Source organism: Cellulosimicrobium sp. NPDC030954 (assembly GCF_055571305.1).
This window is the reverse complement of the sequence record NZ_JBVIFN010000001.1, coordinates 698882-718045: the sequence shown is the minus strand read 5'-3', so window position 1 is coordinate 718045 and position 19164 is coordinate 698882. Positions and strand designations below refer to the sequence as shown.

Sequence of the window (19164 nt, the reverse complement as noted above, 5' to 3'; positions counted from 1 at the left end):
GAGGGACGGGCAGGTGGGAGGCCACGACGGTCCGGCGGCGCCGCGGAGGGCGCGACCGGGCGGGGCGCGCGTCGGGCGCGCCCGCCGGGACCCGCGGGGTCAGCCGTCGTCGGTGAGGTCGAGCAGGGGCAGGTCGGCCGAGGTCACGAGGCGCGACGCGACCGCGTACTCGACGAGGCGCGCACGGCGGTTCGTCGCCAGCGCTCCGGGGCCGCCGCGCAGACCCTTGACCCCGATCCGGTCGAGCTTGTCGCACACGTTGTCGAGCTTGCGGTTGAAGCGCGTCGTCGCCCAGCCCAGTCGGGCCGCGGCCGCCGCCGACGACGGGATCTCGGACAGGCCGGTGCCGTCGCGGCGCAGCATCGGCTCGGCCAGCGCCACGATGAGCTGCTTCTGGCTCGTGGTGAAGGTGATCATGCCGATGGTCGTCGCGCCGCCCGACTCCGTGTCCTCCGAGCGGATCTCCTGGTACGGCGCGCCGCGGAGCTGCGCGGTGAGCTCGTACGTCGTCGGCCCGGCGGTGAAGACGATCGACGTCGTCGGGAAGACGATCGGAAGGCGGTTGCCCGGCGAGAGCCAGGACTGCACCCCGCCGCCCGAGTCGCACACCGTCGCGGAGATGAGCGTCCCGACGTTGGCGAGCCACCAGATCCCGCCCTCGTGCGAGATGCGCAGGAAGCGGCGGTGCAGGTACGGGTTGTCCTCGATCGCGAGGTCGCCGTCCCGCCCGATGTCGAACGGGTCCCCGTCCACGGACGGGCGGAACCACTCCCCGCAGAACTCGACCGCGAGCTCGCTCACGCCGCTCCCTCCGCCGTCACGCACGCCTTCTGGGGCGACGCCGAGAACCTGCCGTCGCGGTCCACGATCACCTCGATGCAGACCTGCTCGCCCGGCTTCGCCCGGAGCTCGACGGTCGTCTCGTCGAAGATCTCCTTGTACGGGGTGTCCTTGATGGGGTCCAGCTTCTTCCAGGCGAACGAGTCGCCCTCCTGCGCCTTGTCGGAGTCGAACGCCCACGTGAACGTCGCGACCTCGCGCGCCGGGTCGTACGTGCCCACGAGGTCGTTCACCGGCGGGACGAGGTCGCCCAGGTTGTCCGACGGCACGAAGTCGTCGTCCACCTCGCTCGTCTCGTCGCCGTCCGGGGTCGGGCCGGGTTCCGCCTGGGTCGCGTCCGGCCGCAGCAGGAAGAACCCGCCGACCGCGACCGCGACCCCGACGACGCCGGCGAGCGTCGCCCACAGCGCACCGCGGCCCGACCGCTCCTCCGCGGGCGCGGCGGCCGGTCCGCCGTCCTCCGGCCCGGTGGGCCGGTGGACCGTGTCCTCGACGGGCGGCTGGCCCCAGGCGCCCGGGCGCCGGGCGCCTGGGTACATCCGGGACGGGTCCGTGAGCTCCGCGACCGGCGCGTGCCCGCCCGTACCGACGGCGGACGTCGGCGCAGTGCCCGCGGTGTGCGCGGGCGCACCCTGGCTCCAGGCCGCGGGAGCGTAGGGCTGCTGCGGGGCGCGCGGTCCCGGCTGCTGCTGCGGGGCGACCGGTCCGGGCGCGACGGTCTGGCCCGGCCACGGGGCGCCGGGCTGACCCGGCCGCAGCGGCGTCGTGGGCTGGGTGGGCCGGCTCGGTGCGACCGGTCCCGACGACGTCCCGCCGGGCCCCGACGGGTCGATCGACACGACCTGGCGCAGGCGGGTCCCGGCGTCGTCGTCCGGCTCCTCCTCCTGCACGTGCCCCGTGTCGTCGAGCAGGTCGATCGGCGTGACCGCGTACGACAGCTCGTTCTGCACCTGCTGGAGGGCGCGGGCGAACGCGAGGACCGTCGGGTAGCGCGACCCGGGGTTCTTCGCCATCGCCGTCGCGAGGACGCGCTCGAGCGAGGCCGGGACGTCCGTGCGGCCCGTCGGGGGCAGCGGCGAGGTCTCGATCCGCGAGATGAGGTTGGCGCTCGAGTTGGACCCGCCGGGCACCTCGAACGGCGTCCGGCCCGCGAGCAGCGTGTACGTGGTCGCGGCGAGCGCCCAGACGTCGGTCGCGATCCCGCTGCGCGGCGGCTCGGCGAACGACTCGGGCGGGGACCACGGGATCGACATGCCCTCGGCGCGCGCGGCGTCGTCGACCGTCGAGGAGATGCCGAAGTCCGTGAGCGCCGGGTGGCCGTACTCGGTGACGAGGATGTTCGCCGGCTTGATGTCGCGATGCAGGATGCCCGCGCGGTGCGCCGTCTCGACGGCGCCGGCGATCTGGACCGCCGTGCGCAGCGCCTCGGCGACCGAGAGCCGCTCGGTGCGGTACCGCGCGCCCAGGTTGGGGCGCGAGCAGTACTCCATGGCGAGGTACGGGCGACCGTCGTCGGCGATGTCCGCCTCGTACATCGTGACGATCGACGGGTGGGTCGAGAGCGTCGCCATGAGGTCGGCCTCGGCGTCGAACGCCGCGCGCTGCGAGTGGCTCGACCACTCGTGCAGCAGGACCTTGACCGCGACGCGCCGGCGAGGGCGCTGCTGCTGGTACAGGAAGACGTCGGAGAAACCGCCCGAGCCGACCAGCGAGACGTACTCGAAGCCCTTGATCTCCGGCGGTGGGGACGGCGCGCGCTTGGTGCTCACCGGATCCCCTCGAACACCAGGGTCACGCCGTCGCCGAGGTCCGCGACGTCGCCGTCGACGACCAGGACCGGCTCCGACGGGTGCAGGCGCCGCGGCGGCTGGCCCGCGCGCAGGAGCGTGGTCCCGTTCGTCGTCGCCATGTCGCTCACGAGCACGTGCCACCCCTCGAGCGTGATCTCGAGGTGCGAGCGCGAGATGTCCTGCTGCGGGCTGGGGACCGTCACCAGGCGGGGCAGCTCGGCCGCCTGCGACCGGGGCGTGCGCGGGCGCCGCCCCACGACGACGGGGCGGTCGAGCTCGACCGTCTGCCCCGTCGAGACGACGACGCGCCCGAGCGGCGGGCGGATCGCGAGCTCGGCGTCGCCCTCGAGCGGCCCGCCGCAGACCGCGCACGTGTCCCGCGACGGCGGGTTCGCGTGCCCCTGGGCGCAGGTGCGCGCCAGGATCTGCTGCTGTCCGGGCCCCGGCGGCGCGCTGAACGACGGCCGCGGCGGAACCGGGGCTGCCGCCCCGGCGTCCTGCGCGGCCGCGCGCAGGTCGGCGATGGCGGACGAGTGGACGGTGTGGCCGTCGTGGTCGAGCCCGGAGGCGGGCTCGGCCTCGGTGGGCTCGCCGTCCGGGTCGACGACGGTCGCGGCGCGGTGCGCCGCGGCGGGCGTCGCGCCCGTCCACTCCCGCGGGACACCCGCGATGAGCCCGTCGTCGGTCGGGGCCGGCGACGGCAGGGGCGGTTCCTCCGCGACGGGGGCCGGGGGGACGGGCGGGGTCACGAGAGCCGGGGCCGCGGGCTCGTCGTGCTCCTCCTCGTCCTCGGTGCGCACCGCCGCGTCCTCGACGGTCCGCAGGATGGTCGACCCCCACAGGTGGGAGTAGTCGTCGTCGGCGTCCTCCTCCGGCGACGCGGCGGCCTCGGGCTCCTCGGTCGCCGTCGCGGGCTCGTCCGCGAGGACCGGCGGGGCCGGGACGTCGGACTCCGGCTCGGGCGCGATGGTCTCCTCGGGGAGGCGGAGCGTCGCGCCGAGCGGTGGCGCGGCCACCACGGGGGCGGACGCGGGCTCCACGGCCGTGGGCGCGGCGGCCGAGCCCCAGGAGGGCCGGTCCGTGGGCGCGGGCTCGGCCACGGGTGCGTCGTCGTCCAGCACGTCCGCGGCAGCCGGCCGGGCGGGACGCTCGGCGAGGGGCCACGCGACGGCGCCCGCGAGGACCACGCCGGAGACGAGCGGCAGCGTGGCCGCGTCCCCGAGCAGGGGCTCGCCGGCGGGCGCCTCGTCGAGGGTGCCGACGACACCGGTCTCAGCGCGCACGAGCAGCTCGACGACGTCGTCCAGGACGCGCTCGGACCAGGTCGTGACGCCCTCGCCCTCGACCCGCACGCGCTCGCCGCCGTCGAGCTCGAGGGTCACGGTCACCCGCCCGCGCGCGGCGACGTGGACGCGACGGTCCGCGACCACCGCCACGACGAACGGCGGCACCGTCCGCAGGCTCGCGCCGAAGGCGCCCGTGAGGACCTGGAGCACCTCGACGACCCCCGCGTCGGTGCCGAGCTGGTCCCAGACCTGCTCGACGAGCGAGGCCTCCACCGGACCCGGCAGCACGACGACCGTGCCGCCTCGCACGACGGCGCGTGCGGTTCCCGTGACGTAGCGCAGCGTCACGTCAGACCCCCGATCTGCAGACGAACATCCCTGGGCAGCGTGTTCTCGTCGACGGCCGGACCCTGCGCCCCGGCGTGGTCGCGCGGTGTCGTGCTCCCACCGCCCGTGTCGTCGGACACGCCCGTCGCGTCGACGACGACGACTGTGATGTTATCCCGCCCCCCGGCAGCGATGGCCTCGTGGACCAGGCGCTCGGCAGCCGCCTGCGGGTCGGGCGTGGAGAGCAGGACCTCCGTGATCCGCTCGTCCGTGAGCTCGCCCGTCAGGCCGTCCGAGCAGACCAGGACGCGGTCGTGCCGCTCGATCGGCAGGTACCAGAAGTCCACCTGCGGGGCGTTGCGCGAGCCGAGCGCGCGCGTGACGACGTGCCGCCGCGGGTGCGTGAGGGCCTCCACGGGCGTCAGCAGCCCGGCGTCGACCATCTCCTGGACCTCCGAGTGGTCGACGCTCACCTGCTCGAGACGACCGCCGGCGAGGTGGTACGTGCGCGAGTCGCCGACGTTGACGACGAGCCAGTACGGGTTCCCGTCCTGCTCCGAGACGACGACCCCGGTGACGGTGGTGCCCGCACCCCGGCCGGGCTCGGTGACGATCGCCTGCACGTTCTCCTGCGCGACCGCGATCCGGTCGCGGACCTCGTCCGGCGTGACGACGTCGAGGTCGGCCAGGGGCCGGAGCGCCTCGACGGCCGTCGCGCTCGCGACCTCGCCCGCCTCGTGGCCGCCCATGCCGTCGGCCACGAAGAACACGGAGCGCGAGACGAGGAACCGGTCCTCGTTGAGGAGCCGGCGCGCGCCCCGGTGCGACGCCGCGCCCCAGGCGAGGTGGACCTCGGCCGGCAGCTCGGTCGTCATGCGGCACCGGGGTGGACGACGATGCGGCGGTCCCCGACGTGGATCGTCGCACCGACCGGGACGCGCACGCGCGTCCCCGGCTCGGCGACCCGCGGCGGGGAGCCCGGCACCGAGACGACCGTGCCGTTGGTGGAGCCGCGGTCCGTGAGCCACAGGCCGCTCGGGTCCGCCCGGAGCTCGGCGTGGGTCTTGGAGACGGACCGCGTCGGGTCGTCGACCGCGACGAGGTTCCACGGCCCGTCGTCGGGCGCCTGCGGGTTGCGGCCGAGCAGGGTCGGGCGGTCGACGGCGCGACGCTCTCCGGACTCGAGCTCGATGACGACCGAGACGTCGGGTGCGGGGTCCATGGCACGGACGTCCCGCGCCGTCATGCGCGTGCTGTCCCACTCCGCCTCGGCGGGCTCGGGCGTGGGCGCGGGGGCGGGCGCTGCGGCGGCGGGCGTCGCCACCGGGCCGGGGGTCACCGCGGCGGGCCGTGCAACGGGTGCGGGCGTGGCGGGGACCGGCGGCGCGGCCGGGGCCGGCCCGCTCCCGACGCCCGGGACGCCGGTGATCAGACCGTCGCCCGCGGGCGCCGGGGAGGACGGGAAGGCCCACGGGTCCGGGACGGGCGCGGCCGGTGCGGGACCCGCCGGGGCCGGTGCCGACGGGGCGAACGCGCCCGGACCGGCAGGTGCGGCCGGGGCCGCAGGACCCGGGCCGCCGACCGGGGTGGGCGGGTAGGGCGCGTACCCCGCCTGGGCCGGTGCGGGGGCGTACCCGGGCTGAGCCGGTGCGGGGGTGTATCCCGGCTGGGGCGTCGGGGCGTAGGCCCCGGCCGCGCCGTGGCCGGCGCCCGTGGGCGCACCGGCCATGAGCGAGGACACCCCCTCGTAGCCCGAGGACGACGAGGACGTGGGGGCGACGCCGCGCACGTCGAGCACGAGCGAGCGGCCGGCCTTGTCGTGCCAGCCCTGCGACCGGCCCGAGGAGTCGAAGCCCGGGCTGAGCAGGACGACGAGGATCCCGCCCGCCGGCACGACGCCGACGATGATCCAGCGCAGCGCGGCCCGGCCGAAGCCGATCGGCTCGCGCGTGCCGGCGTCGACCGTGCGGATGCCCGTGAGGAGGTTGCCGAGCGTCTTGCCCGTCGAGCCCTCCCAGAACCAGACGCCCACCCACCAGGCGAGGGCGAGCACGGCAGCCACGACGTAGACCACGAGCATCTTGCCGAGGAGCGCGGCGGCCTCGTCCTGCGTCACGACCTGGACGCTGCCGAGCGGCGTCCCGACGATCGCGAGACCCGCGACGACGACCACGAGCGCGACGAGGCCAGGGACCGCGACGTCGACCACGTAGGCGAGGAAGCGCCGTCCCCTCCCCGCGAACGGGGCGGTCGCGAGCGACGACGGCGACGGCGCCGCGACGGCCGGGCCGAACGCCTTCTGGGTCGCCGCGTAGACCTCGGGCTCCGTCGTGGTGTCCGGCGCCGAGTGGGGGGCGGCCGCGTACGGCAGGTCGCTCGCCGCGCGCGCGGCGACGGCCTGGACGCTCCCGACCGGGCCCGCGGCGGGCTCGGCGACCGGGCGCCCCGTCCGGGGGAAGGGCTGCCCGCACACCGCGCAGAACGCGGACCCCGAGGACTGCGCGGACCCGCACGCGGCGCACGTCACGTCGCTCATGACTCGTCTCCCTGTCGTCTCGTCGGCTCCGACGACGACCCTGCCGCCGGGGGCACGGCGCCACCCTTCGTGCCGGCGCGGCGGCCGGGCAGCCACCGGCGCAGGCCCGACGAACCGGAGGCTGCGCGGACGGACCGCAACGAGAGTGCGGCGCGGACGCGGGCCCGACGGTTCACGGAGGAGCGTAGCCCCCCGACGACGGTGTCCACGTCCGCCCAGAAGGCCTCGATCTCCTGCTCGGTCGGCTCGCCCTCGCCGAAGACCGTCGCGTCGGCACGGTGCGCGAGGGGGATCGTCGCCGTCGCACCGTAGGCCTGGGACAGGAGCCCGGCGCCCTCGCGCCGCGTGGAGCCCGCGGGGACCGGGGTCCCCAGGTCGGTCGCGGCGTCGAGGACCTCGCGCCACCCTCCGCTCACGCGGTCGACGGGTCGCGACGCCGCGCGGCGTCGGGCCCGCCGGCGCGCCTTGTAGGCGAGCACCAGGATCACCGGCAGGGCGAGCAGCGCGAGCGGCACCACCACGGCGACGGCGACGAGGGCCGCCTGGCCCCAGTCGAAGCCGTCGCTCTCGGCCTTCTCCTTCTCCTCGTCGTCGACCTTCCCGGCCTCGGCCTCGGCGGGCTCCTCCGGCGGCTCCGGGTCCTCGAGGATCGGGGGCTTGGGCACCTGGAGGCTCTTGGGCTCCGGCTGGATCTTGTTGTCCTCGTCGGGGATCGCCGTGATCGGCACCCACCCGTAGCCGACGAACGGCACCTCCGCCCACGCGTGCACGTCGGTCCCGGTCGCCGTGAACGGCTCGCCCGGCTCGAGCGGGTTCTTCTCCATGTCGGGGTAGAAGCCCATGACCACGCGCGCCGGGATGCCGGCCTGGTTCGCCATGAGTGCGAGCGCCACGGCGAACTGCTCGTCGTCGCCCACCATCTCCTCGTCCGCGAGGAGCGTGTCGATGCGCTCCGCGGAGTGGCCCGGACGCGACGGCGGCTGGGTGTCGAGCCCGCTGGAGAAGACGCCGCTGGCCACGAGGCCGTCTCGGAGCGCGAAGAGCTGGTCGACGGGCTCCGTCTCCTCCCCCATGAACTGCGCGGCCTTGCCCGCGAGCGACGCCGGCAGCGCGTCCTTGGGCGGCCTCGGCACCTCGATCGACTGGTCGATCGCGCCCGCCCGCAGGTCGTCCTCGGTGGGCTCGACCGTGACGAGCGTGTCGAGCGTGTACGAGTCGCCGGGTCGCAGCCCGGCGGTCGTCAGCGCCGTCCCCGTGGTCGAGTTGTAGTACGTCGTCTCGCCGAGCTCGCGCGCGCGGTCGCCCCCGTAGGTGATGCCCTCGAGCGTGCCGACGTCGGGCACCCACACGCCGGTGTAGTCCCCGACCTGGACGTCGACGCGCGTCGGCGTCCCGGACGCGACGGTCGCGATCTCCTCGCCCGCGCGCGTGTAGACGCCCGAGCCGGGCAGCCCGCTGGAGACGTCGTAGACGACGCCGTTGTACGTGTCGAGACCGGCGAGGCGGACCTTGGCGCCCGCCGGGAGCCCCTGCACGGTGAACAGCTCGTCCTCGCGCATGTCCTTGGCGTACTTGCGGAACGCCGTGAGCGGGCTCACGTACTCGTGCAGGTCCAGGGGCGGCACGACGGTCTCCCGCAGCACCGTGCGCGGCGCGTCCGGGAGCAGCACGGGGGCGGCGAACGCCGCGGCGACGCCGCCGACGACGAGCATCGCGGCACCGGTGCGCACCCGGTGCCACCAGAGCCGCCGCGTCGCGGCCTTGCTCGCCTCGGTCGTGATCTGGTGCGCGCCGAACCGTGCGGCCGTGACCCGCCACCCGGCCCACAGCAGGCCCACGCCGCCCGCGACGAGACCCTGCACCACCGGGAACGCCGCGATGACGGTCCCGAGGAGGATGACCCCGACGAACGCGACCACGACGGGCACGAGCGCCCACTCGGCGCGGCGCGCGCGCCACGCGATCGTCCCCGCGAGGAGCGCGGTGGCGAGCATGAGGAGGTACGGGACGACCGCGAGCTCCGGGAAGGAGTGCAGCGGCGGCACCGTGGTGACGAACTCCTTCCATCCCGTGACGGCGCCACGGAGCAGGTCGGTGATCGTCTGCAGCGACGGGAGCACCCCGCCGATCGCGTCGGCCGGCAGCGCGAGCGCGCCGCCGAGGAGCAGGTACGCGACGACCGCGACCACGAGGACCGTGGCGGCCGACCACCGGCGCCAGGCGCCGAGCCACGCGACCAGGAGCCCGACGACCGCTCCCCCGGCGGCCGGGACGAGGTAGCCCGTCGAGCCCCACACGGGCCCGAACCCGACGGCGACCGCGCCGAGGACGAGCACGAGCGCGAGCGCGTCGACGGCCCCCAGGGCCGTGAGCGCACGCGGGGTGTCGGCCCCGCGCAGCCGGGTCGTGTTGCGCTGCGAGGTGCCCGAGGACGGCGCGGGCGTGCCGACCGGGGTGGCGCGGCGCGAGCCGCGCGTCGTGGTGCTGGGAGCGCTCATCAGTCGTTCAGCCTCCGCAGGGCGAGGGGGAGCTCGCCGAGCTCGCCGATGGTGAGGACGACGAGCTCCGCGATCGCGTGCCGGCTGAGCGAGGCCCCGGGGACGCACTGGATCGCCATGACGCGGACGTCCTGGGGAAGCCGGGCGGACGCCGCCCGCAGCTCGGTGGGCGTGACCTTGCTGCCGACGATGAACGCCACGACCGACGCGTCGCTGATCGTCAGTCCCGCGACGCGCGCGACGTCCACGAGGGACGTCCGCTGCGCGCGCGTCTCGACGCGCGCGAGGTCGTCGAGCAGGCGGGTGCGGTGGTCGCCGCGCAGGTTGCCGTCGTTGACGAGGACCGTGACCCCGCGGTCCTCCTTGATCGCCTGGAGGCCGAGCGACCCGCACGCGCTCACGGCGAGCTCGAACTCGTCGTCGTGCGCGTAGTCCTCGGCACGCGTCGAGAGGAGCACCGCGAGGTGCGACCGGCGCGTCTCCTCGAACTGGCGGACCATGAGCTGCCCGGTGCGGGCCGTCGTCTTCCAGTGGATGTGACGACGGTCGTCGCCCGGGACGTAGTCGCGCAGCGCGTGGAACGAGACGTCCGAGTTGGAGATGTCCGTCGTGACGCGGCCCTCGAGGTCCTTGAGGAAGCCCGTGGACGAGCCCGAGAGGTTCTTCACGCGCGGGTGGACGAAGAGCTCCTCGGGCTCGGTCCAGACCACCTCGCGGCGCAGCAGCCCGAGCGGGTCCGCCCGCACCGAGCGCACGGGCCCCACGGAGATCACCGAGCGCCGGTGCGTCGGCACCGTGAAGATCTCCTCGTGGCTCGCCTGGGGGCGCAGGCGCGGGACGGGGAACGTCGCCATGCCCTGCCCCACCGGCAGCTCCATGACCGAGGGGAGCAGCGGCCGGCCCGAGTCGTTGCGCACGTCGAGCCGGCCGACGGCGCGGTCGCCGACCGTGACGCGCTGCTGCGCGAGGTCGAGCACGACGGCGTAGCGGAAGCGGCCCAGCACGAACGCCACCGCGGCGAGCAGCGACACCGTGAGCAGGATCGCCACCACCAGCAGCTCGAGCCACGAGAAGGCGAGCCCGGCCCACCACGCCCCGACGGTGACGACGAGCGCGGCCCAGCCGAACGGGCTGACCGCCGACGTCACCGGCTCGACCGCCCGCGTCACCGGCGCGAGCGCGCGCCCGATCGGCGCGGCGACCCGGGCGAGGGGCGCTGCGAGGGGTCGGAGCAGTCCGGCGAGGGCCGACGACGCGGGTGGCGTGCCGGCCCTGCCGCTCGGGCTGCTCGAGCGGGGGCTCGGGCGGCCGGTCGAGGGGCCGTGTGAGGCGTTCATGCGATGGGCTCTCGGTCGGTACGGGGGAGGACGGTCCGCCGGTCGGTGGTCCGCGCGGCGGCGGGACGGGCGGTGGGGGCGGGCGACGTGGGGAGCGCCGCGCGTCCGGTCAGGCGGAGCGTCGCTCCTGCGGCGCCGCGACGTCGGCGAGCAGGCGGCCGAGCACGGCCTCGTTCGTGGCGCCGGCGAACTCGGCCTCCGGGTCGAGCACGAGGCGGTGCGCCCACGCCGGCTGCGCGAGCTCCTTGATGTCGTCCGGCAGCACGTAGTTGCGGCCGTGGGCTGCGGCCCAGACCTTCGCGCAGCGCACGAGCGCGAGCGAGCCGCGGACGGAGACGCCGACGCGGACCTCGGGCGCGTTGCGCGTCTCCTCGGCGAGCCGGGAGACGTACTCCAGGACCGCGCCGTCGACGTGCACGCGCGCGCCGAGCTCGGCCATCTCCGTCACGGCCTGGGTCGTGATGAGCGGCTGGAGCGTCTTGCTCCGGTCGCGCACGGCGGCGCCCGACAGGATCTCGACCGTCGACGCGTGGTCCGGGTACCCGATCGACGCCTTCATGAGGAAGCGGTCGAGCTGGGCCTCGGGCAGCCGGTAGGTGCCGGCCTGCTCGATGGGGTTCTGCGTCGCGATGACCATGAACGGACGCCCGACGTCGTGGCCCACGCCGTCGACGGTGACCCGCCCCTCCTCCATGACCTCGAGGAGTGCCGACTGCGTCTTGGGCGACGCGCGGTTGATCTCGTCCGCGAGCACGATCGAGGCGAAGATCGGGCCCTGGTGGAACTCGAACTTCCCGGTCTTCTGGTCGTAGATCGTCACGCCGGTGACGTCCGAGGGGAGCAGGTCGGGCGTGAACTGGATGCGGTTGTTCGTGCCCTGGACGCTCGCCGCGAGGGCGCGGGCGAGCGACGTCTTGCCGGTGCCCGGCGCGTCCTCGAGGAGGATGTGGCCCTCGGAGAGCATGCACGTCAGGGTCAGGCGCACCACGTGCGCCTTGCCCAGGACGGCCTGGCCCACGTTGCCGACGAGGCGGTCGAAGGTCTGAGCGAACCAGGTGGCCTGCTCGGGGGTCATCGTGCTCATGAGTTTCCGTTTCTCGTTGCGTGCTGTGGAGAGGGCAGGCGTGGGGCTACCAGCCCATGACCGGTGTGCTCGTCCCGTCGGAGAACTTCACCTGGACCTGCTGGCCCGGCCAGCCGTAGTAGCACTGGAGCCGCTGGCGGCCGTTGCTGAGGTTGATCGTCCACCACTCGTTGGAGTAGCTCGACGACGGCGAGAACCGGTGCCAGCCGCCGTCCGAGCCCCAGCACTGGTACTGGACCGATCCGGTCGCGCCGTTGGGGTCGATGCCGAGCCAGCGGCACGAGTCGTCGCCGCAGCCGTCCTCACCCTTGGCGTTGGAGTGCTTGTAGAGCGTCGGGACCGGGCGCTCCTGGGTCTTGGCCGAGTCGCACGCCTCGGCGGACGTGTTGCCCTCGCTGTCCTTCGCGACGGCGCACAGCTTGGCGGTCTCGCCGTAGCCGAGCCCGCTCGCGGTGTACGTGTTCGACCCCGAGCCGGCCGACTGCGAGATGGTGAACGAGCCGGACTTCGCCCCGCTGACCGTGATCGTCACGTTGCGGCCGTTCGTCGAGCCGGAGACCTTGAAGGTCACCTGGCCCTTGCCGCCGCTCGCCGAGACGGACGGGCGCGGCGGCGGGCCGTACGGGGTGGCGGAGTTCGCGGTCGTCGCCGTGCCGGGTTCGTTCGCGCCGTCGACGCCCGCGACGGCGCGGACCTTGATCGAGTACGCCGTCCCGTTGGTGAGCCCGCCCACGATCTTGTTGTCGGCGAGCCTCGTCCAACCGCCGCCGGCGTCGTACTGGTAGAAGATCTCGCTCGCCTTCACGCCGTTGCCGGACGCCGCGCCGAACGAGAGCTGGACCTGCTTGTTCGTCCCGTTCGCCGTGGCCCTGAGGTTGCTCACCGTGCTCGGCTTGGCGAAGGCCCGCACCGGGTCGGACGCGGGCGAGAACTCGGCGTCGCCAAACTTGTCGGTCGCCTTGTTGTGCGCCCGCACGCGGAACGTGTAGCCGGTCGTGTCCGCGGAGACCCCGATCGTCGTCGAGGTCGCCCCCGCCCCGGCGGTGGCGGTCTTCACGACGGAGCCGCCCTGGAGCGCCTCGATCGTGTACTTCGAGATCGCCGCGCCGTTGTCGGACGGGGCGGCCCACGCGACCTGCATCTGCGACGTGTCGCCGACCGAGGTGCGCTTCGCGGTCGGCTTCGCCGGCGCGGCCGGCTTGCCCGCGGGCGTCTCTGCCGTCGAGTACTCGCCCCAGTCCGAGGGGTCGGGCGCGAGGTTGTTCGCCCGGACGCGCACCTTGTACGCGACGCCGTTCTTCAGCCCGTCCCAGGTCACCGAGGTTCCGACGAGCGCGGTCTTCTGGACCGCCCCGCCCGGCGGCGCCGGGGAGATCTCCAGGTCGACGGTCTCGATGGGCGAACGGTCGGTGTAGGCCTTGTTGGTCCAGGTGACGGTGAGGGACTGGTCGCCGAACTCGAGGGTGGGTGCGGCGGGCGGGTCGGGCTTCTCGTCGGGTCGGGCCTCGGCCGAGGGCGGGGAGGCGGGTCCGTCGCCGACGGCGTTGGTCGCGAACACGGTGAAGGTGTACTTGACGTTGTTGGTGAGGCCGTCGAGGGTGCAGGTGGTGGTGCCGCAGGCCTTCTCGTAGCCGTTCTGGGAGCGCACGGTGTAGCCGGTGATGTCGGCGCCGTTGTTGTTCGGCGGGTCCCAGGACAGCACGACCGTCTTGGACCGCACCTCCTCGACCTGCGGGGTCGCGGGAGCCTCCGGCTTGCCGAGGACCTTCATCTGGATCCGGCCCTCGACCTCGCGGTCGGGGTCCTTGGTCGCGTCCTGCACCCGGTACCGGACCACCATGACGCCCACGAAGTCGTCCTGCGGCGTGACGCTCACCTGGTCACCGGCCAGGTCGGCCGCACCCCGCCCGGTCTCCACGACGGCGTCGACGAGCTTCAGCGGTGTGTCCGGGAACGGGTTGGAGTCGTTCGCGAGCACGTCGATCTTCGTGGCCTTGCCCTGGTGGGCGTCGTCGACCGTGTCGGTGTTGGCGCGGACCAGGGGCCGGGTGGAGGCCACGACGGTCAGCGTCGCGGTCCCCTCGACCGGGGGGTGCTCGCCGTCGGTGACGGTGATCGGGACCTGCACGACCGAGCCCTTGGGCACCTCGGGCGTGGCCTGGGCGTGCAGCGTGCTGCCCTCGACCGAGACGGTGATGCCCTGTGCGCCGCCCGGGGACGCGGTGAACTTCAGCGGGTCGCCGTCGGCGTCCGTGGCGAAGCGTGCGAGGTCGACCGAGGCCTCCTCGCCCGCCGCCACGTCGACCGCCGGGGACCCGACGAGCTCGGGTGCGAGGTTCTCCGGAGGGAGGACCTGGACGGGGATGGTCAGGACGTTGGTGTGCCCCTCGGGGTCGTCGGGGCCGGAGCCGTCGGTCACCTCGAACGACACCGACGCCGGCCCGGTGTGGGCGGGGTCGGGCGTGTACACGATCTGGGTCACCGACGGGATCTCGCGCGAGCCCTCCGTGACCTTCACGGCGTCCTCGGTCGTCAGGCGCGGGGTCCTGCCCTCGACGACGAGCACGTGCTCGGTGATGTCGATGGGCAGGGACTCGCCGGCCAGCACCTCGAGCTGCGTCCCCGGTCGGAGCGTGGGCCTCTGGTCGGTGAGGCCGGGGACCTTGACGAAGGCCTTGGCGGTGAGGCCGTCGACGTCGGTCGCGGTGTAGGTCACGACCTGGCGGTTCTCGGTGAGGGTGATGACGAGCTCGCCGGCGTCGGTGACGGTGGCGGTGGTCGCGTCGGTGGTGACGGTGAGCTCGGTCGCGGCGCCGTCGGGGTCCTCGTCGTTGTCCAGGACGGGGACGGTGACCTCGGTCTTGCCGAGGATGTCCTCGACGGGCACGGTGTCGTCGCGGGCGACGGGGGGCAGCAGGGGTGCGTCGGCGGCGACGTTCACGGTGACGGCGCCGGTGGCGCGGGCGCCGTAGGTGTCCTGGACCTGGTAGTAGAAGGTGTAGGCGCCGTCGGCGTCGGGGGAGGTCAGGACGATGCGGTCGGTCACGACTTCGGCGTCCAGGTCGTGGGTGTCCTCGATGCCGCCGGGGACCAGGCCGACCTGGTCGCCGTCGGGGTCGGTGTCGTTGGCCAGGGCCGCGACCGAGACCGTGCGCCCGGGGCGCACCGTGATCTCGTCGTCCACCGCCACCGGAGGCTGGTTCGTCTCCCCCGGGCGCGCGATCCCCACGCGCACGGTGCCGGTCGCCGTCGCCCCGCGGGCGTCGAGCACCGTGTAGGTGAAGGCGTCGAGCCCCACCGCGTTCTTCGCGGCGGTGTACTCGAGGAAGCCGTCGACCACGCCGACCGTCCCCTTGCTCGCCGCGGACGCGATGCCGGTGACCTGGACGGAGTCGCCGTCGGGGTCGATCCCGTCCAGGGGCACCGCGATGCGCACGCTGGACCCGGACAGCACGCGCGCCTCGATCTCGCGCGGCTGCGGGGGTGCGTTGTCCTCCCCGTCGCGGATGCGGATCGTGACCTGGGCCGAGTCCTCCTGCCCGTTGACGTCGCGCACCCGGTAGATCGCGTACGCGGTCCCGGCCTCGGGGCCGGCCTTGAACCGCAGCGTGTCCTCGGAGACGAACGCCTCGCCCAGGGCGGGGTCCACGTCCTGCTCGAGCTCGGGCTGCAGGAACAGCTCCAGCCCGTCGGGGTGGGTGTCGTTCTTCAGCACCGGGACCGTCACCACGTCCCCCGCGTGCACCGTGACCTCGTCCGCGGCCGCCTGCGGCGGCTGCAACCGCGTCGGCGCCGGCACCGGGATGACCCGGACCTCCCCCGGGGCGGACTCCGTGCCGTTCGACACGGTGTACGTGACGGTGACGGGACCGTCGAGCTGCCGCAGCTCCGTGATGCGCAGCATCTGGTGCGCGAGCACGGCGACGGAGACGCCCGCGTCCGCGGGGACCTTGACCGACTGGACGACGAGGACGCCGCCGGCGGGGTCGGTGTCGTTGGCCAGCACGTCGACCAGGGTCGACCCGCCCGCGGGGAGCAGGGCGGTGTCGGTCACCACGATCGGGGCACCCGCAGCCTCCGACGGGGGCAGCACGTCCACCCGCACCAGACCCGTCGTCGCGTTCGGACCGTCCGTGACCTGGTACGTCAGGTCGTACGACCGCGGCTCCATCGACACGAACGTGAACGTCCCCGCGTCATAGTTCGGCGTGATCTCCGCCGGCGCGGACTCCGAGACCGACGCCAGCCGCAGCTCGTCGTCGTTCGGGTCGGTGTCGTTGCGCAACGGCTCCACCGTCACCGGCTGACCCGCCGGCACCACCACGTGGTCGTTCACCGCCACCGGCGGCTGCGGACCCGGCACCACGTCCACCAGGAGCTTGCCCTCGAAGACGCCGCCCTGCCCGTCCGCCACGGTGACCGTGACCACCTTGCGACCCGTCGAGCCGCCGCCGTCGCGGAACTCGACCGTGCCGTCCGGGCGCGAACGCACGTCGTCCCCGGCCACCGTCGCCGCGGCCGAGGCGAGGTAGAGGTCGTCGCCGTCGGGGTCCTTGAAGTACGGCAGCACCTTGATCGTCGCCCGACCACCCTGAGCCACCCGCAGCACCGGGTCACCCGTCTGCTCCGGCGGCGCGTTCTCCCCCCACGGCGACACCTTCAGCGTGACGCCGGCCTCGGCCACACCACCACGCCCGTCGGCCACCGAGTACCGGAACGTGCCCGTGCCCTGCGCGTCCTCGGGCACCACCGCCTGCAGCGCCGCACCACCCATGATCGCCTGCACCGTCGCGTTGCCCGGCGAGTCCCCCGCCAGCGACGCCGTCATCACGTCCCCGTCCGGGTCCACGTCGTTGCCCAGCACCGGCAAGATCGTCGTACGACCCGGACGCACCCCGAACGAGTCGTCCTGCGGCTGCGGCGGCTTGTTCGGCTGCGAACGGTCCGCGATGAACTGATCCACCTGCTCCGGGTTCGTCAGCTCCGCGTCAGACTCCTCCCCCTCGGCCTCCTCCGGCAACTGCACGTCCCAGTCGTCGACCTTCTGGTACTCGTCCGCCGCCATCCACAACGTCCCCGCCGACAGGTCGTTCAGCACGATCACGCGCCGGTTCACCCGGTACTCCAGGCGCGCCTGCGGGTCGATCCCCTCCAGGCGGGTGTCCAGGTCGCGGTCGGTGCCGTCGCAGTCGCGGACGACCTGACCCGTCGAGGCCCACGCCCCGTACGTGCAGCCGCCGAGCTGGACCGGCGCGCCGGGGCGTCCCTCGGCCGAGCGCCGCACGGCGTCCCCGCCCTTGAGCGGCTGCGTGACCAGTCCCCCGGTCGTCGCCACGACGACGTTCGCCGACCCCGCAGACGGCTGCTGGAGCCGCGCCTCGGCGCCGTCGTCCAGAGTCACCGTCTTGCCCCCCGGGAGCACGAGCTGCGAGCCCGACCGGTCGAGCACGACCGGCTTGTCGCCCACCGCGGTCACCTCGACCTCCGCGCCCTTGCCCACGGGCAGCGAGGAGGACGACGGGTCACCGTCAGCGGTGCCCTTGGACGTCGTCGCCACGGTCCACAACGTCCCCGTCGACGGGATCGCCGCGAAGACCGTCCCGTCCTGCGACACCGTGAGGGCTCCCCCGCCCTCGACCTCCGCGGTCGGGTCCGTCTTCTCCGCGTCGAACGAGGCCGCCCCGTCGAACGGCAGCACCCACAGCAGGCCCTCCTCACCGTCGAGGATCGCCGTCGTCGCACCACCGGAGACGACCTGCGCCCCCGCCGGCAGACGGACCTGCCCGTCCAGCTTCAGGTGCGCGACGTCGACCGGAGACGCCGTACCGGTGCTCGTGTCGTCGAGGAGCACACGGCCCGCGTCCTGCTGCACGTCGAACGACGCGCTGCCCGCGTTCAACGTCCCGTCCATCGCCTGGGACTCGTCGTTGAACCGACCCAGCAACCCGGCCGACGACTTCGTCACCCACACGCCCGAGTCGTTCAGGTCCACGTCCGCCGTGGCCTCGCCGTCGTACAAGAACGCCATCCCGACGAGCGCCGTCGAGAACACCGACACGGTGCTCACCGACGCGACGGTGCGGCGGTGCTCGTTCAGACGCGCCAGGAAACCCACAGGTCCTCCGAGGAGTTGGATCGGGAGACGACCGGCCCCCTTCTCCAGCCCCCTCGATCTCGCACGTACCAGGCGGCCCCACCGATCGCGCAACCGAGGATAGCGGGACACCGGGTGAAAACCGACACCCGTCCGATGGGGAGCACTCCCCACTCCGTGCTCCGTCGAGACGCGGTGGTGCCGGGCGGCCCCGCCCTACCGGGCACGTCCGAGCAGGTCAACTCGATGACGAAGGCAACGAAGTCGTCCCCGATCGACGCCGGTGCCGGCCACCGCGGACGGGGCGAAAGATCACCCCGGACGACGGTTCAGGAGGCGCGGTCGGCGAGCGCCTCCGCGAACGAGCGCAGCGAGTCGGCGACGGGCCCCGCGGGGAGCGCGTCGAGCTCCTCCACGGCGGCGCGCGCCCAGCGCACCGCCAGCGCGCGCGTCTCCCCGAGCACCTCGTGGCGTCGCAGCGCGGCCACGGCCGCGGCGAGCGCGGCGTCGTCGGTCAGGTCGGAGTCGAGCATCTCGACGAGCCGGGCGTCCGCCTCGCTCGCGGTGCCGTTCGCGATCCGGGCACGGAGCAGCAGGACCGGCATGGTCGGCACCTTCTCGCGCAGGTCCGTACCCGGCGTCTTGCCCGACTCGTCGCCCGACGACGCCAGGTCGAGCACGTCGTCGGCGAGCTGGAACGCGACCCCGAGCTTCTCCCCGTAGGCCGCGACCGTGTCGACGACGGCCGTCGGGCACCCGGCGAACAGCGCGCCGAGCCGCGCGGACGTCGACAGGAGCGACGCCGTCTTGTCCGCGAGCACCCCGAGGTAGTGCTCGACGGGGTCGTCGCCCTCGCCCGGGCCGATCGTCTCGTGGAGCTGGCCCAGGCACAGGCGCTCGAACGTGCGCGCCTGGATCAGCACGGCCTCGGGCCCGAGCGCCGCGACGGTCGACGCGGCACGCGCGAAGAGGAGGTCACCGACCATGATGGCGACCGAGTTCCCCCACACCGCGTGCGCGGACGGGGCACCCCGGCGCACCGGGGCGGAGTCCATCACGTCGTCGTGGTACAGCGACGCGAGGTGCGTGAGCTCGACGACGACCGCGGACTCCACGACCTCGGGACGCGTCCCGTCCCCGAGCTCGGCGGCGAGCAGGGTGAGCAGCGGCCGCAGCCGCTTGCCCCCCGCGTTGACGAGATGGCGGGACGCGGTGTCGGCGAGCGGGTCGGCGTGCGCGACGGCCTCGCGCAGCCGAGCCTCGACCCCCGCGAGCCGCTCGGTGAGGGCAGCGGCGAGCGCGGGGTCCGAGATCGGGATCGCGGTGGTCGTCACGGGCGCGGTCCGGTCGCGCGGGCCGCGGGGCCCGGCGG

At 74.3% G+C, this 19164-nt stretch carries 10 protein-coding genes; all 10 read right to left on the bottom strand.

The window, feature by feature from the left end:
* Positions 1 to 99 precede the first annotated feature (99 nt).
* Positions 100 to 801 carry a hypothetical protein gene (locus ACZ402_RS02935; RefSeq protein WP_141388447.1) on the bottom strand — a complete coding sequence of 234 codons (702 nt, stop codon included), beginning with the start codon at positions 799 to 801 and terminating at the stop codon, positions 100 to 102.
* A complete protein-coding gene (locus ACZ402_RS02930; protein WP_375822304.1) occupies positions 798 to 2609 on the bottom strand; it encodes a serine/threonine-protein kinase in 1812 nt (603 codons plus the stop codon). Before ACZ402_RS02930 ends, ACZ402_RS02935 begins: the two co-directional genes overlap by 4 nt.
* On the bottom strand, positions 2606 to 4264 hold the full coding sequence (locus ACZ402_RS02925; protein WP_375822305.1) for an FHA domain-containing protein: 1659 nt from the start codon (positions 4262 to 4264) through the stop codon (positions 2606 to 2608). The genes ACZ402_RS02930 and ACZ402_RS02925 overlap by 4 nt, the downstream gene beginning before the upstream one ends.
* Positions 4261 to 5118 carry a PP2C family protein-serine/threonine phosphatase gene (locus ACZ402_RS02920; protein WP_375822306.1) on the bottom strand — a complete coding sequence of 286 codons (858 nt, stop codon included), beginning with the start codon at positions 5116 to 5118 and terminating at the stop codon, positions 4261 to 4263. Before ACZ402_RS02920 ends, ACZ402_RS02925 begins: the two co-directional genes overlap by 4 nt.
* Positions 5115 to 6779: an RDD family protein gene (locus ACZ402_RS02915; RefSeq protein WP_375822307.1), complete on the bottom strand. Its 1665-nt coding sequence runs from the start codon at positions 6777 to 6779 to the stop codon at positions 5115 to 5117. The genes ACZ402_RS02920 and ACZ402_RS02915 overlap by 4 nt, the downstream gene beginning before the upstream one ends.
* Entirely contained in the window at positions 6776 to 9277 is a 2502-nt protein-coding gene (locus ACZ402_RS02910; RefSeq protein ID WP_375822308.1) for a transglutaminase-like domain-containing protein, read from the bottom strand. Before ACZ402_RS02910 ends, ACZ402_RS02915 begins: the two co-directional genes overlap by 4 nt.
* Positions 9277 to 10614: a DUF58 domain-containing protein gene (locus tag ACZ402_RS02905; protein WP_375822309.1), complete on the bottom strand. Its 1338-nt coding sequence runs from the start codon at positions 10612 to 10614 to the stop codon at positions 9277 to 9279. The genes ACZ402_RS02910 and ACZ402_RS02905 overlap by 1 nt, the downstream gene beginning before the upstream one ends.
* Positions 10615 to 10723: 109 nt before the next feature.
* Positions 10724 to 11698 (bottom strand): AAA family ATPase, encoded by a 975-nt coding sequence (locus tag ACZ402_RS02900; protein WP_375822310.1) that lies wholly within the window; start codon positions 11696 to 11698, stop codon positions 10724 to 10726.
* Between the two features lie 46 nt (positions 11699 to 11744).
* A complete protein-coding gene (locus ACZ402_RS02895; RefSeq protein WP_375822311.1) occupies positions 11745 to 17765 on the bottom strand; it encodes an Ig-like domain-containing protein in 6021 nt (2006 codons plus the stop codon).
* Positions 17766 to 18121: 356 nt separating this feature from the next.
* A complete protein-coding gene (locus tag ACZ402_RS02890) occupies positions 18122 to 19126 on the bottom strand; it encodes a polyprenyl synthetase family protein (RefSeq protein ID WP_375822740.1) in 1005 nt (334 codons plus the stop codon).
* Positions 19127 to 19164 lie beyond the last annotated feature (38 nt).

Excerpts from the sequence above, each read along its gene's own strand:
- ACZ402_RS02920 (WP_375822306.1), bottom strand. The coding sequence starts at position 5,118 with ATGACGACCGAGCTGCCGGCCGAGGTCCACCTCGCCTGGGGCGCGGCG.
- ACZ402_RS02915 (WP_375822307.1), bottom strand. The coding sequence starts at position 6,779 with ATGAGCGACGTGACGTGCGCCGCGTGCGGGTCCGCGCAGTCCTCGGGG.
- ACZ402_RS02910 (WP_375822308.1), bottom strand. The coding sequence starts at position 9,277 with ATGAGCGCTCCCAGCACCACGACGCGCGGCTCGCGCCGCGCCACCCCG.
- ACZ402_RS02905 (WP_375822309.1), bottom strand. The coding sequence starts at position 10,614 with ATGAACGCCTCACACGGCCCCTCGACCGGCCGCCCGAGCCCCCGCTCG.
- ACZ402_RS02900 (WP_375822310.1), bottom strand. The coding sequence starts at position 11,698 with ATGAGCACGATGACCCCCGAGCAGGCCACCTGGTTCGCTCAGACCTTC.